Genomic DNA, 14,176 nt, shown 5'->3' with positions numbered 1-14,176 from the left:
GCTTGTTGATAATACATTAAAATAGAAAAAATAATATCGAATAGTTAAATTAAAGTTAAACAGATGAACATATTTAAGGTGGGATTTCATTGTGTTATTATGCAATTAATTATTTATATATATTAACCTAATAAAATTAATAATAAATTATTTTTAGTCGTGCTTTTTAAAATTAAAGCAGGGTTGCGCTATGAACAATATAACCAAGGTGACTATGTTTTACTCGGACAGTGACCTAACTCTATTGTAATTGAAAGATTTTTCTGGAAATTGCCGGTATGATCATGATTTGCTAGTGAGATGTGTTTATACTGTTATCGCTCTTACCTTACTTATTTTGAAAGGACTTGACGATGGATGACAAATTAAAACAAAGTGCTCTTGATTTTCATGAGTTTCCACATCCTGGGAAAATTACGGTTACCCCAACTAAACCACTAACAACCCAGAGAGATCTCGCATTAGCATACTCACCAGGTGTTGCAGTTCCATGTCTTGAAATTGCAGATGACCCACTTAAAGCTTATCGTTACACTGCTAAAGGTAACCTTGTCGGGGTTGTCTCTAATGGTACTGCCGTCCTTGGGTTAGGTAATATTGGTGCCTTGGCTGGTAAACCAGTCATGGAAGGAAAAGGTGTACTATTTAAAAAGTTTTCTGGTGTTGATGTCTTTGATATTGAAGTTGATGAAACAGATCCAGACAAATTAGTTGATATCATTGCGTCTCTTGAGCCGACTTTTGGTGGTATTAACTTAGAAGATATCAAAGCACCAGAATGCTTTTATATTGAACAAAAGCTCCGTGAGCGCATGAAAATCCCTGTGTTCCATGATGACCAACACGGAACCGCTATCATTTGTACAGCTGCTGTTATCAATGGATTACGAATTGTAAAAAAAGAAATTGGTGATGTCCGCCTTGTGGTTTCTGGCGCTGGCGCAGCATCAATCGCTTGTATGAATTTATTAGTCGCGTTGGGACTGAAACGTGAACATATCACCGTCTGTGATTCTAAGGGGGTGATTTATAAGGGGCGTGATGAACGCATGGATGTCACCAAAGCTGCGTATGCCATTGAAGATAACGGCCAACGTACTTTGGCGGATGCTATTCCTAATGCGGATATTTTCTTAGGTTGTTCAGGTCCACGTCTTTTAACGCCGGAAATGGTGAAAACCATGGCGCAAGATCCACTGATCCTAGCGCTAGCAAATCCTGAGCCTGAAATTTTGCCACCATTGGCGAAAGAAGTTCGTCCTGATGCCATCATCTGTACTGGCCGCTCTGATTACCCAAATCAGGTTAATAACGTGTTGTGTTTCCCATTCATTTTCCGTGGTGCGTTAGATGTCGGTGCAACAACGATTAATGAAGAAATGAAACTGGCTTGTGTGTATGCCATTGCAGACCTTGCATTGGCAGAGCAAAGTGAAGAAGTGGCTTCAGCCTATGGTAACCAAGATTTATTCTTTGGCCCTGAATACATTATTCCGAAGCCATTTGACCCACGTTTGATTGTTAAAATTGCACCTGCTGTGGCAAAAGCAGCAATGGACTCAGGGGTAGCAACGCGTCCAATTGAAGACTTCGATGTCTATATCGAAAAATTAAATCAGTTTGTTTATAAGACAAATTTATTCATGAAACCTATCTTTTCTCAAGCTAAGACTGCCAAAAAACGTATTGTTTTAGCTGAAGGGGAAGAAGAGCGTGTATTACATGCCACACAAGAGCTGGTTTCTTTAGGTTTGGCTTTCCCAATCTTAGTTGGGCGTCCAAGTGTGATTGAAATGCGTATTCAAAAACTTGGCCTACACATTGAGTTAGGTAAAGATTTTGAAGTGGTCAATAACGAAAACGACCCGCGTTATAAAGAATACTGGCAAGAATACTACCAAATCATGAAACGTCGTGGTGTTTCACAAGAAATGGCACGTCGTGCAGTGATTAATAACCCAACCTTAATTGGTGGGATCATGGTGTTACGCGGTGAAGCTGACGGGATGATTTGTGGTACCGTGGGCAGCTATGGTGAACATTATGAAGTTGTTAAAGATTTATTTGGTTTCCGCGAAGGTGTTCATGCTGCCGGTGCAATGAATGCATTGTTATTACCAACGGGTAATACGTTTATCGCAGACACTTATGTTAATGAAGACCCTTCTCCGGAAGAGCTAACAGAAATCACGTTAATGGCAGCGGATACGGTAAGACGCTTCGGTATTGAGCCAAAAGTGGCTCTGTTATCGCGTTCTAGCTTTGGTTCTTCAGACTGCGCATCAGCACAAAAAATGCGTGATACGCTCTCGATGATCAAAGCACGTGACCCTCATCTTGAAATTGATGGTGAAATGCATGCGGATGCCGCATTAGTTGAATCGATCCGTAAAGATGTGATGCCTGATAGCCCATTAAAAGGTTCAGCAAATTTATTAATTATGCCAAATATGGAAGCTGCACGTATTAGTTATAACTTACTGCGCGTGACAAGCTCTGATGGCGTGACGGTCGGCCCGGTATTGATGGGGGTTGCGAAGCCGGTACATATCTTGACACCAATTGCGTCGGTACGCCGTATCGTGAATATGGTGGCATTAGCAGTGGTTGAAGCGCAAACCAATCCACTCTAACGGTTAATATTAATTAATACGTATTAAAGGCTTCTATGATTTTATAGGAGCCTTTTTATTGAAAATGATTATCATTATCTGTATCTTATTAGCTTGACAACATAAGATGGAAAGCATAATGATTTCAATAAGATTGACCTCTCAAATAGCCACTTTAATGGTTGGGTTATTTTTCCTTATCTGTTGTACACAAAAAATTGAACCGACAATCGTACAATTAGATAGCCAACTAACAGTAAGCAACCAAATTATTGACTTAGCAACAGGTAAGTCTTTAACACCTCAGCAATTAATCGAGCAGCTTGCTCAATCTCCACGCGTCATTGTCGGAGAAAAGCATGATAACCATTATCACCACCAAATTGAGCAATGGCTTGCACAAGAAATGCCAAAAATACGGCCTCAAGGTGCGGTTCTACTCGAAATGTTGACACCGTCGCAGCAAAATAGTGTGAACCGTGTACAGGCGCAGATGCAAAATAACCCTTATATTCGTGACGAAAAGCTACAGTCCGCCTTAAATTGGAATAGTGGTTGGCCTTGGGAGCAATATGGGGCTTTAATCCGTCATTTGCTGAGCTCGCCTTATCCGCTACTGTCGGCAAACCTAGATAAAAAAGAGGTACTTGCCGCCTACGCTAACCCGTCATCAGTAACGGGGCAATATTCAGCTCAACCCATTGTTCAAGAACTTATCAGTAAAACGATTGAAAGTTCTCATGGTGGGGAACTGACAGCGGAACAAGTGGCTAAAATGACCTTTATACAGCAGTTGCGTGACCGCCGTATGGCAGAGTCGTTATTAAATGCACCTACACCCGCGCTTCTATTCGCAGGTGGCTATCATGCAACAAGAGCAATTGGTGTGCCTTTACATGTGCAAGACCTAGCGCCCGAAGAACCCGTAAAAGTATTAATTATTTCAGAAAGAGGTGAAGAAATAGACCATTTACATGCTGATTTTGTGTGGTACACGCCTAAAGGATGACTAAGTAATAGCAAGCTAATGATTTCAAAAAAGTTAATTTTGTGAAGTAATCTTTATTTCCAGTAAGAAATGATTTCCATTTTCATTTGTTATTAATTATCATTTGCATTTATACATAAATACGTCAGTGCATAAGATAAAAATGATTATAACAACATTTGAAAATGAGTATTTAAAGCGAACAACGAAGATAAGTGGGGGCTTCGCATTGGCAATTGCTCTTCATATTGGGGTTGTTGGGTTGTATATATGGGTAACTCACAATCAACAATGGGAAGAGTTATTGCCTCCGCCATCAGTGGTAATGGAGATTTCGATTGAATCGCAAGCCGAACAATTGACAGAAGCTAACATTGGCCAACTACAAGAGTTATCGGTGGCGAGCCAGGCTCATGAAGCCCCATCGGAAGAGAAAATTATCCCATCATTAGCCATCAATGAGCAGGCTGAAGTGCAAGTCGCTAAAGCGGTGAGTACAAAACGAACTGCTGAAGTCAAAAAACAAAAGCATGAAAAGCAGGCGGTTGAACAAAAGCAAGCGACTGATTCAAAAGCCAATGATGCCCCTGTCACCAGTGATGCTGCAGCGCCATTACAAACTCAAAAAATTGCCGCAGAATTTAATAGCCAGTCACAATCGGTAGATAACGCGAAAAGGCTATGGGAAGCACAAGTATTGGGGAAACTAAATAAATACAAGCGGTTTCCTGAAGACGCCGTAAGGCGAGGGCGAGTCGGTCAATCAACAGTAACATTTACGGTTGACCCACAAGGTTTTTTGCTTGGTAGCGACCTAGTAAGTTCATCAGGAACACGATCTTTGGATAGAGAAGCATTGCAGGTGCTATCGAGAGCAGCACCTTTACCTGAACCCCCAGCTGAAATTTTAATCAATGGGCGGGTAACTGTCAGGATACCTATTGATTTTACTCTTAATGAAAAATAGATTGGATAAATTATGCGTAATAAACTCACTGAGTTTTGTTTTATTACATTACTTGGTTTATATGCAGCAACCAGTGCTGCGGAGGATAGAATGTCAGCACCAATAGCCAAAAAACAACCTTATACTATCACCACTCACGGAGATGCCCGTGTAGATAACTATTATTGGTTAAGAGATGATCAACGCGAGTCTCCAGAAATCATTGAATATTTAACGCAAGAGAATAATTATACGCAGCAGCAACTTGCAAAAGGTGAATCGTTAAAAAAAGAAATTTACGATGAATTGTTTTCACGTATGAAGCAGGACGATGAGTCAGTTCCCTATGATTATAATGGTTATACCTACCGTTCACGAGTTGTCGCGGGGAAAAATTATTCTATCTTTGAAAGACGCCCTGTAAATAGCCAAGATGAATGGGTTGTATTAGTTGATGGTAATGAACGAGCCGAAGGCACTGAATATTATCGTATGGGAGCGTTAGCGATTTCGCCGGATAATACCACGCTAGCGATTGCTGAAGATCGCCAAGGACGTAATGAATTTGCAGTATCATTTCGCAAAATTGATGAGAGCAAGTGGCAGGAAAATGTATTAACCAATACTTCAGGTAATATTGTCTGGGCTAATGACAACCAAACGCTATTCTATGTGAATAAGGACAAGCAAACATTGCTACCTTATCAAGTGGTTAAACATCTATATGGTACACAGCAAACTCAAGATAAACTGGTGTATGAAGAAAAGGATGATACTTTTTACGTTAGTTTAGCGAAATCGACTTCAAAAGATTTTATTTTAATGGGGATCACGAGTACTGAAACCTCTGAGTACCGTTTAATTGATGCCAATCAGCCACAAAATGACGTTAAAATTTTAAAACCACGTCAAACGGGGGTTGAGTACTATCCTGACCATTTCAATGGTAAATTCTATATTCGTTCTAATCACCAGCATCCATTATTTGGTTTATATATTGCAGACAATATTTCAGCACCATGGGTAAGCTTTATTGCACCGCGTGATGGGGTTGATCTTGAAGGTTTTGCTTTATTTAATAATTGGTTAGTTGTGGAAGAACGCCAAAATGGTTTAGTGAATATTCGCCAAATCAGTTGGTTAACTAATAAAGAAAACCAAGTGAGCTTTGATGACCCAACATACATGGCGTGGATCGGAAATAACCCTGAGCCAGATACGGATAAACTACGCTACGGTTACTCATCAATGACCACACCGTCTTCAGTATATGAAATTAATATGCTGACTCAAGAAAAGCAGCTGTTAAAACAAGAAGAAGTTAAAGACTTTAATAAGCAAAACTACCAAAGTGAGCGTATTTGGGTTACTGCACAAGATGGGGTAAAAGTCCCGGTTTCTTTAGTTTACCGTAAAGATCTATTCAAACATGGCCAAAATCCATTGTTAGTCTATGGTTATGGCGCTTATGGGTATGGCATTGATCCTTCATTTAGTTCATCTCGTTTGTCTTTATTGGATCGTGGCTTTGTTTACGCGATTGCACATATTCGTGGTGGTGGTGATTTAGGTAAAAATTGGTACATACAAGGCAAAACAATCCACAAGATGAATACCTTTACTGACTTTATTGATGCAACCAAAGGGTTATTATCAGAAGGTTATGGTAAAGCAGGACATGTGTATGCCATGGGGGGCAGTGCGGGTGGCTTATTAATGGGAGCGGTTGTGAATATGGCGCCTGATTTATACGAGGGGGTTGTTTCCGCTGTTCCATTTGTTGATGTGGTAACCACAATGTTAGACCCATCAATCCCTCTGACCACCGGGGAATACGATGAGTGGGGTAACCCTGAAAATGAAGAAGATTACTGGAGAATTAAAGCGTATAGCCCTTATGACAATATCAAAGCACAACATTACCCACATATTTTAGTGACGACAGGGTTACATGACTCTCAAGTTCAATATTGGGAACCTGCAAAATGGGTAGCTAAATTACGAGATATTAAACAAGGCAATTCATTATTATTATTAGAAACTAATATGAATGCGGGGCATGGTGGTAAATCAGGGCGTTTTAATGCACTAGATGATATCGCCCAAGAATATAGTTTTATTCTCATGCTTGAAAATAAAGATAAATATTTTCCATATTTAAAATAATAATTAACCTATAAAATTTAGGTGATTTCAGGCCAGCAACAATATTAATGACATTGTTGCTGGGTCTCTTCACAGGCTTTATTTGGTCTGTGCTAGCAGTGTGAGCGTATGACACACAGTACGTTTACAGGAATGGTTTAATGAATAATAAAACAATAATTATGGTTGCTAGCATTATTGCCACTAGCTCCCAAGGGATCGCTTTGGCTGAAAATACGCAGCAGCAGAATAAGCAGAAAGAAGGTGTGGTTAATTTTAGCCAATTAAAAGTCTCAGGTGCGCAGAAACAAACGCCATTAGTCAAAGCATTGGAAAATCCGGGTGCTTATAGCGCGGTGGGTACGGAAAATAAATTGCAGTCGATGGATAAAATTATTCGTACCATGCCCGGAACCTATACTCAAATGGATGCCAGCCAAGGTACCGTTAATGTCAATATTCGCGGGTTGAGTGGTTTTGGTCGCGTGAATATGATGGTGGATGGTGTCACGCAAAGTTATTATGGAATTTCCCCAAGTCAATATACACATGGACAACAGCCAAATAATGATTTTGGCGCTTTAATTGACCCAAATTTTATTGTTGAAGTTGAAGTAGAGAAAGGGCAATTAAATGGAGGCAATAGTGTTAACGCTTTAGCAGGGAGTGCAAATTTTCGTACTATCGGTATTGATGATGTGATTTTTAAAGATAATGTATATGGGCTGCGTAGTAAAGCTAGCTGGGGAGATAATGGTCTCGGTTATAATGGCATGGTAGCGGTCGCAGGAAAGACATTATTGCAAGATGATGGCTATTTTGGCGGTTTAATTGCGGTTAGCGGCCATAATATTCCTGGCAGTTATAAAAATGGTGATGGGTTTGATAGTGATGAATTTGCCACCGACTCCACTTTCAAACAAAAGCCACAATCGCAATTAGCTAAATTGAAATATAAACCTAATGACAGCCATGAATTAGAATTCAGTAGTCGTTTCTTACAAAATAAGCTCACACGAAGAAAGATTAATAGTGAAGATTATTATATTAAATATAAATATACGCCGCTAAATGAATTAATTGATGTTGAGGTTTTAGCGAGTCATGGAAAAAATGACCAACAATTTGAAGGTGACTCATTAGGTTGGGCATTAAGGCAAGGTAAATCCAAAAATATTGGCGATGGTCTTAATCTTTCTAATACAAGCCGGTTTTCCTATGGTGATATTGATTTTGAATGGAAAATAGGTTCTAAGTTATCTAAAACGAAGTATGAGCGAGAGGTTAGTTCTGTTATTGACCAAGATACGTTGAACTATAATCCATTCTCGCCAAGTGGGTCGTTAGATCTTGCGAGCGCATATACACAATTGGAAGCCAAGTATGGGATCTATACAGCAATTTTTGATTTGAATTATATGAATTATCACTTAAAAGGTTTTAAACCTGCATGTGGTGATCAAGATTTTTGTTTTCCACAGGAAGCTGCAACTTTAAATTTACGGGGTAATGGTTTTAACCCCGGAGTTTTATTATCAGCAGAAATTATTCCTGAATTCCAGCCATTTGTCAGTTATGCGCATTCAATGAGAGCGCCGAATACGCAAGAAGTTTTTTATTCTCAAGAAGGTGGTAATTCAATGAACCCATTCTTAAAAGAAGAGAAATCACAGACATGGCAAGTTGGTTTTAATAGCTTTAAACCGGATTTAATTTTTGAAGGTGACCAATTTAATATGAAGGCATTATGGTTCCATACAAAAATTAAAGACTATATTACGAGTAAGCCTTATTTACTTTGTCGCCCAAGATCAAATGCTGAACTGGCTTGGTGTTTAATGAATGATGATGTATGGGACAAAGAATTCCCAGAATTTATGCGTAAAAGCTATATGTATGTCAATGAGCCTCATGATGTTAATCTTCGTGGCTATGAATTACAGGCTAATTATGATGCAGGTATAGTTTATTCAACATTATCCTATACCAAAGAAACTGGGGATCAACCTAACTCCATAGCTAAGGTTGCTGATTTTAGTGCGGGAGATTTCACTGAGCTTCCTGATTATTATGTGACCTTGGATTCAGGTGTGCGTTTATTGGATGAAAAATTAACCGTAGGTACAACTATTACATGGACCGGCCCTTCAAAACGAATTGGTGTAGAGTCTATCGTTGATAACGATGGAAATGCACTAAAAGATAAGTATGAAAAACAACCTACAATCATTGATTTATATACAGACTATGAAGTTAATAAAAACTTTAAATTGATGATGACGGTTAATAATATCACGAATAAAAATTATTCGGATGCATTAAATCGTGCAAATTCTACCGCTATTATGGAAGAACGCGGTAAAAATAATGCAACAGCAAGAGGGCGTACTTATATGATTGGTGGACAGGTGCGTTTCTAATCAACGTATAAATTTAACACCACTTATCCCGTTATTTTTATCGAGATAAGTGGTTAAAATAATTATTTCGATATTCTTTTTACTTTAACCTTCTCAATATGAGTAACTTGGCTTTCAACCCAGCCATCATTCAGGCGAGTTTTCAGTGGTTGGCCAACTTTCACTTGGCTGGTTTTTTTCAGTACGGTGCCTTTAGCGGTTTCACTGATACTAAACCCGCGAGCTAAGGTGGCTAATGGGCTAACTGCTTCCATTTTTGAACAAGCGACAGCGAAACGTTGGCGGTAACTGTTAACCAAACTCGTGACCATATTCTGCAAATGATACTGTGTCTGCTGCAACTGACGTTGCTGTTTTTGCAATTGAGGGCGCAAATCATTTTGCAGTAAACGACGGTCGAGCCTTTCGAACTTAGATGTTGAATTTTGTAGTTGTCGAGTCATCGACTGCGCAAGTTTTTGTTGCAATAAATTAAGTTGATTATGTTGCCGTGCCAAACGTAATTGTGGGTGTTGTTGCTGTAAACGGTGATGCAAACGAGCAAACCTTTGTTGTTGACCTGCTACATAATAATCCATTGCCATTTCAAGGTGTTGCTGCGCAGATTTTAGCTGACGGAGCATTTCTAACTGGTTACGGCTAACAAGCTCAGCCGCTGCAGATGGGGTGGGTGCTCTTACGTCCGCCACATAGTCGGCAATCGTCACATCGGTCTCATGACCAACAGCGCTAATTATAGGCAGTTGACTAGCAAAAATGGCTCTAGCAACGATTTCTTCATTAAATGCCCATAAATCTTCAAGTGAACCGCCCCCGCGACCGACGATCAACACATCACATTCTTGACGCAAATTTGCTAGCTCAATCATCCGAGCAATTTGTGCTGGTGCCATCTCACCTTGAACGGCCGTTGGGTAGATAATGATAGGCAGGGAAGGGTCGCGACGACGTAAAATATTTAAAATATCATGTAGGGCTGCACCCGTTGCCGAGGTAATGATACCGACGGATTTAGCTGGGCTAGGTAGTGGTTTTTTATGAATAATATCAAACAAACCTTGGGCACTTAGTGTTTGTTTTAATAGCTCAAAACGTTGTTGCAGTAAGCCTTCACCGGCTGGTTGCATGCTCTCAAGGATTAATTGATAGTCACCTCTAGGTTCATATAAGGTCACTGTCGCTCGAACTAAAACTTGCTGGCCATTTTGTGGGCGGAAAGTGACTCGTGCATTTTGCCCACGGAACATGGCCGCTCGCACCTGCGCTCGGTCATCTTTTAAGGTTAAGTACCAATGACCTGAACTGGGTTGTGAAAAATTGGAAATTTCAGCTGTTAACCAAATACGCCCCATTTGGCTATCGAGAAGTTCCCGAACCGATTGGTTAAGCTTACTAACAGAGTAAATTGCGCTACTTTGTGAAGTCGACATGTGAGCCAGATCAAATTTTAAAACAATGACTTAATCGATAGATACTAACGCAGCTATAGGAGTTATCAAGTTTTTTTTCAAAAAAGTGCTGGAAGCAACCGTTTTCGGTGTGTATAATGCCGCGGCAATATTTTATACCTTTCCATAACGCTGCCTGGTGGGATATTGCCTATGTTACGCATTAAAAAAGAAGCACTAACTTTCGACGACGTTTTACTCGTTCCTGCACACTCAACGGTATTACCGAATACCGCAGACTTATCAACTCAACTGACTGCAAACATCCGCCTGAACATTCCTATGCTTTCTGCAGCCATGGATACTGTCACAGAATCTGACCTTGCTATTGCTTTAGCACAAGAAGGTGGCATTGGTTTCATCCATAAAAATATGACTATTGAGCGCCAAGCGGAAGAAGTTCGCCGCGTAAAAAAACATGAAAGTGGTGTCGTAACGGACCCTGTTACAGTAACTCCGGATACCACTATTCGTGAAGTGCAAGAAATGGCTGAGCGCAATGGTTTTGCTGGTTATCCAGTCGTGGCAAACGATAACTCATTAGTTGGTATTATTACAGGCCGTGATGTTCGTTTCGTGACAGATTTAGACCAACCTGTTACTGCGGTGATGACGCCAAAAGAACGTTTAGTCACCGTGAAAGAAGGCGAAGCACGCGAAATCGTTTTGCAAAAAATGCACGAAAAGCGCGTAGAAAAAGCCTTAGTGATCGATGATAACTTTCATTTGTTAGGGATGATCACGGTTAAAGACTTCCAAAAAGCAGAACGTAAGCCAAACGCGTGTAAAGACGAGCAAGGCCGTTTACGTGTTGGTGCTGCGGTTGGTGCAGGCGCAGGGAATGAAGAACGTGTTGACGCGCTGGTGGCTGCTGGCGTTGATGTTTTATTAATTGACTCATCACATGGTCATTCAGAAGGCGTACTACAACGTATCCGCGAAACTCGCCAAAAATACCCTGACTTACAAATTATTGGTGGTAACGTTGCAACAGCGGAAGGGGCGAAAGCCTTAGCGGATGCAGGTGTTAGCGCGGTTAAAGTGGGAATTGGTCCGGGTTCAATCTGTACTACGCGTATCGTCACTGGCGTGGGTGTACCACAAATCACGGCTATTGCTGAAGCGGCGGAAGCACTTGAAGGTACGGGTATTCCTGTTATTGCGGATGGTGGGATTCGTTTCTCAGGTGACATCTCTAAAGCTATCGCGGCAGGCGCTGCGTGTGTGATGGTCGGCTCAATGTTCGCAGGAACTGAAGAGTCTCCAGGAGAAACTATTTTATTCCAAGGCCGTACTTACAAAGCATACCGTGGTATGGGCTCACTTGGTGCAATGTCTAAAGGCTCGTCAGACCGTTACTTCCAATCAGATAATGCGGCAGACAAATTAGTGCCAGAAGGTATTGAAGGCCGCGTAGCGTATAAAGGCCGATTAAAAGAAATCATTCATCAACAAATGGGTGGCTTACGCTCCTGTATGGGGCTGACAGGTTGTGGTACTATTGATGCATTGAGAACAAAAGCAGAATTTGTTCGTATCAGTGGAGCCGGTATCCAAGAAAGCCACGTCCATGATGTTACTATCACGAAAGAATCTCCAAACTATCGTTTGGGGCAATAATCGATAAAATTTCTCAGGGTGGCGCATTCGTTCGATTGCGTCACCGATTCTTATTTTTGACTTGAATTTTTGGAATTCTCCTCAAATGACAACAAATATCCATAAACATCGCATTCTTATTCTTGATTTCGGCTCGCAATATACACAGCTGATCGCCCGTCGTATCCGTGAAATTGGCGTTTACTGTGAACTCTGGGCGTGGGACGTTACAGAAGAACAAATTCGAGAATTTAATCCAAACGGTATCATTCTTTCTGGTGGGCCAGAAAGTACGACTGAATCAGATAGTCCACGTGCTCCTGATTACGTATTTAATGCAGGTGTTCCTGTATTAGGTATTTGTTATGGCATGCAAACCATGTCAATGCAACTGGGTGGCGCAGTTGAGGTCTCTGGTGAACGTGAGTTCGGTTATGCCAATGTTGAAATCACTGAGCAATGTGAATTATTCCGTGATATTCATGACTCTCTGAACGAAGCTGGCAAGCCAGTACTTGATGTCTGGATGAGCCATGGTGATAAAGTTACCGCTATTCCTGCGGATTTTAAAACTATTGCCAGCACGCCAAGCTGCCCATATGCCATCATGGCAAATGAAGAGAAAAAATTCTATGGTGTTCAATTCCACCCAGAAGTGACTCACACTCACCAAGGCCTAAATATTTTAACGCGCTTTGTGAAAGATATTTGCCAATGTGAGGCACTGTGGACGCCAGCTGCAATTATTGAAGACACGGTAGCCCGTTTAAAAGAGCAAATTGGTGATGACCATGTACTGCTCGCGCTATCGGGTGGTGTTGACTCATCGGTTACTGCGTTGCTATTAAACCGCGCAATTGGTAAACGTTTAACCTGTGTATTTGTTGATAACGGTTTATTACGTTTAAACGAAGCAGACCAAGTGATGGAAATGTTTGCAGGTAAATTTGACCTGAACATTATCCATGCTAAAGCAGAAGATCGTTTCTTAAATGCGTTAGCTGGGATCAGCGATCCAGAAGCTAAACGTAAGAAAATTGGTCATGTATTTATCGAGGTATTTGATGAAGAGTCATCTAAGCTGCCTAATATCAAATGGTTGGCTCAAGGGACTATTTATCCAGACGTTATTGAGTCAGCGGCATCAGCAACTGGCAAAGCGCATGTTATTAAGTCTCACCATAACGTCGGTGGTCTGCCGGATGACATGAAACTTGGTTTAGTTGAGCCATTAAAAGAATTGTTTAAAGATGAAGTCCGTAAAATTGGTCTCGAGTTAGGTCTCCCGTACGACATGCTGTATCGTCACCCATTCCCTGGCCCAGGTTTAGGGGTTCGCGTATTAGGTGAAGTGAAGAAAGAGTACTGTGACTTATTACGTCGCGCAGATGCTATCTTTATTGAAGAACTGCACAAAGCTGATTTATATCATAAAGTTAGCCAAGCGTTTACCGTATTTTTACCTGTCCGCTCTGTTGGTGTCATGGGTGATGGCCGTAAATACGACTGGGTGGTTTCATTACGTGCAGTAGAAACTATCGACTTTATGACCGCGCATTGGGCGCACTTACCATATGATTTCCTAGGCCGAGTTTCAAACCGTATTATTAATGAGGTCGATGGCATTTCCCGTGTTGTTTATGATATCAGCGGTAAACCGCCTGCAACAATTGAGTGGGAATAATATAGTTATTGTTGATAACAGTTTTTAGTTGTCGATAAATCCAAAGGCATCAGTTAGTTACTGGTGCCTTTTTGTTTTTTGGTGACGAGTAGGTCATTTTACTTTGGTTAAGTGATGATCACTTTATTGATTAATATGCTTATAGGTGGAACTGGAATGAAAAAAGTAACAATGGTTATAATAGATGCTCTTAGATTTTTAGGTAACCTAAAAAGCACTTCAATAGAGTACTCGTAAATACTATATCTGTGCTTCAATGACGTCTATCGTAACGGTAATAAAATGGATATTAGGTCAATATATACTTATCGATGAGGGATAATAAATATCACCT

At 40.7% G+C, this 14,176-nt stretch carries 8 protein-coding genes; 7 read left to right on the top strand and 1 reads right to left on the bottom strand.

Annotated elements, in window-relative coordinates; translation table 11 throughout:
* Positions 1 to 353 precede the first annotated feature (353 nt).
* From maeB to PR683_RS05050, 5 genes are all read left to right on the top strand, one after another.
* Positions 354 to 2,633: an NADP-dependent oxaloacetate-decarboxylating malate dehydrogenase gene (gene maeB / locus PR683_RS05070; RefSeq protein ID WP_109912445.1), complete on the top strand. Its 2,280-nt coding sequence runs from the start codon at positions 354 to 356 to the stop codon at positions 2,631 to 2,633.
* Between the two features lie 118 nt (positions 2,634 to 2,751).
* Entirely contained in the window at positions 2,752 to 3,621 is an 870-nt protein-coding gene (locus PR683_RS05065; protein WP_272581699.1) for a ChaN family lipoprotein, read from the top strand.
* A 142-nt stretch (positions 3,622 to 3,763) separates the two neighbouring features.
* The gene (locus PR683_RS05060; protein ID WP_272581698.1) at positions 3,764 to 4,567 is read left to right on the top strand and encodes a cell envelope integrity protein TolA; all 804 of its coding nucleotides are present in this window, start codon (positions 3,764 to 3,766) and stop codon (positions 4,565 to 4,567) included.
* A gap of 12 nt (positions 4,568 to 4,579) precedes the next feature.
* Positions 4,580 to 6,712: a S9 family peptidase gene (locus PR683_RS05055; protein WP_110731975.1), complete on the top strand. Its 2,133-nt coding sequence runs from the start codon at positions 4,580 to 4,582 to the stop codon at positions 6,710 to 6,712.
* 140 nt (positions 6,713 to 6,852) lie between these two features.
* Positions 6,853 to 9,111 carry a TonB-dependent receptor domain-containing protein gene (locus tag PR683_RS05050; RefSeq protein ID WP_272581697.1) on the top strand — a complete coding sequence of 753 codons (2,259 nt, stop codon included), beginning with the start codon at positions 6,853 to 6,855 and terminating at the stop codon, positions 9,109 to 9,111.
* A gap of 62 nt (positions 9,112 to 9,173) precedes the next feature.
* Here the strand turns inward: PR683_RS05050 and xseA are convergent, their stop codons facing one another.
* On the bottom strand, positions 9,174 to 10,541 hold the full coding sequence (xseA, locus tag PR683_RS05045) for an exodeoxyribonuclease VII large subunit (RefSeq protein ID WP_196719476.1): 1,368 nt from the start codon (positions 10,539 to 10,541) through the stop codon (positions 9,174 to 9,176).
* A 171-nt stretch (positions 10,542 to 10,712) separates the two neighbouring features.
* Between xseA and guaB the strand changes: the two genes are divergently transcribed.
* Positions 10,713 to 12,179: an IMP dehydrogenase gene (guaB, locus tag PR683_RS05040; protein WP_004253607.1), complete on the top strand. Its 1,467-nt coding sequence runs from the start codon at positions 10,713 to 10,715 to the stop codon at positions 12,177 to 12,179.
* An 85-nt stretch (positions 12,180 to 12,264) separates the two neighbouring features.
* On the top strand, positions 12,265 to 13,842 hold the full coding sequence (gene guaA, locus PR683_RS05035; RefSeq protein ID WP_109912450.1) for a glutamine-hydrolyzing GMP synthase: 1,578 nt from the start codon (positions 12,265 to 12,267) through the stop codon (positions 13,840 to 13,842).
* Positions 13,843 to 14,176: the final 334 nt, after the last annotated feature.

This window comes from Providencia sp. PROV269, from assembly GCF_028477785.1.
In the GTDB taxonomy this organism is placed as follows: domain Bacteria; phylum Pseudomonadota; class Gammaproteobacteria; order Enterobacterales; family Enterobacteriaceae; genus Providencia; species Providencia rettgeri.
The sequence above is the reverse complement of the archived record's forward strand: the minus strand, read 5'-3'. Positions and strand labels throughout refer to the sequence as shown.

What these genes read in the sequence shown, in the direction of transcription:
- maeB (WP_109912445.1), top strand. Translation starts at nt 354, where the DNA reads ATGGATGACAAATTAAAACAAAGTGCTCTTGATTTTCATGAGTTTCCA.
- PR683_RS05065 (WP_272581699.1), top strand. Translation starts at nt 2,752, where the DNA reads ATGATTTCAATAAGATTGACCTCTCAAATAGCCACTTTAATGGTTGGG.
- PR683_RS05060 (WP_272581698.1), top strand. Translation starts at nt 3,764, where the DNA reads ATGATTATAACAACATTTGAAAATGAGTATTTAAAGCGAACAACGAAG.
- PR683_RS05055 (WP_110731975.1), top strand. Translation starts at nt 4,580, where the DNA reads ATGCGTAATAAACTCACTGAGTTTTGTTTTATTACATTACTTGGTTTA.
- PR683_RS05050 (WP_272581697.1), top strand. Translation starts at nt 6,853, where the DNA reads ATGAATAATAAAACAATAATTATGGTTGCTAGCATTATTGCCACTAGC.
- xseA (WP_196719476.1), bottom strand. Translation starts at nt 10,541, where the DNA reads ATGTCGACTTCACAAAGTAGCGCAATTTACTCTGTTAGTAAGCTTAAC.
- guaB (WP_004253607.1), top strand. Translation starts at nt 10,713, where the DNA reads ATGTTACGCATTAAAAAAGAAGCACTAACTTTCGACGACGTTTTACTC.
- guaA (WP_109912450.1), top strand. Translation starts at nt 12,265, where the DNA reads ATGACAACAAATATCCATAAACATCGCATTCTTATTCTTGATTTCGGC.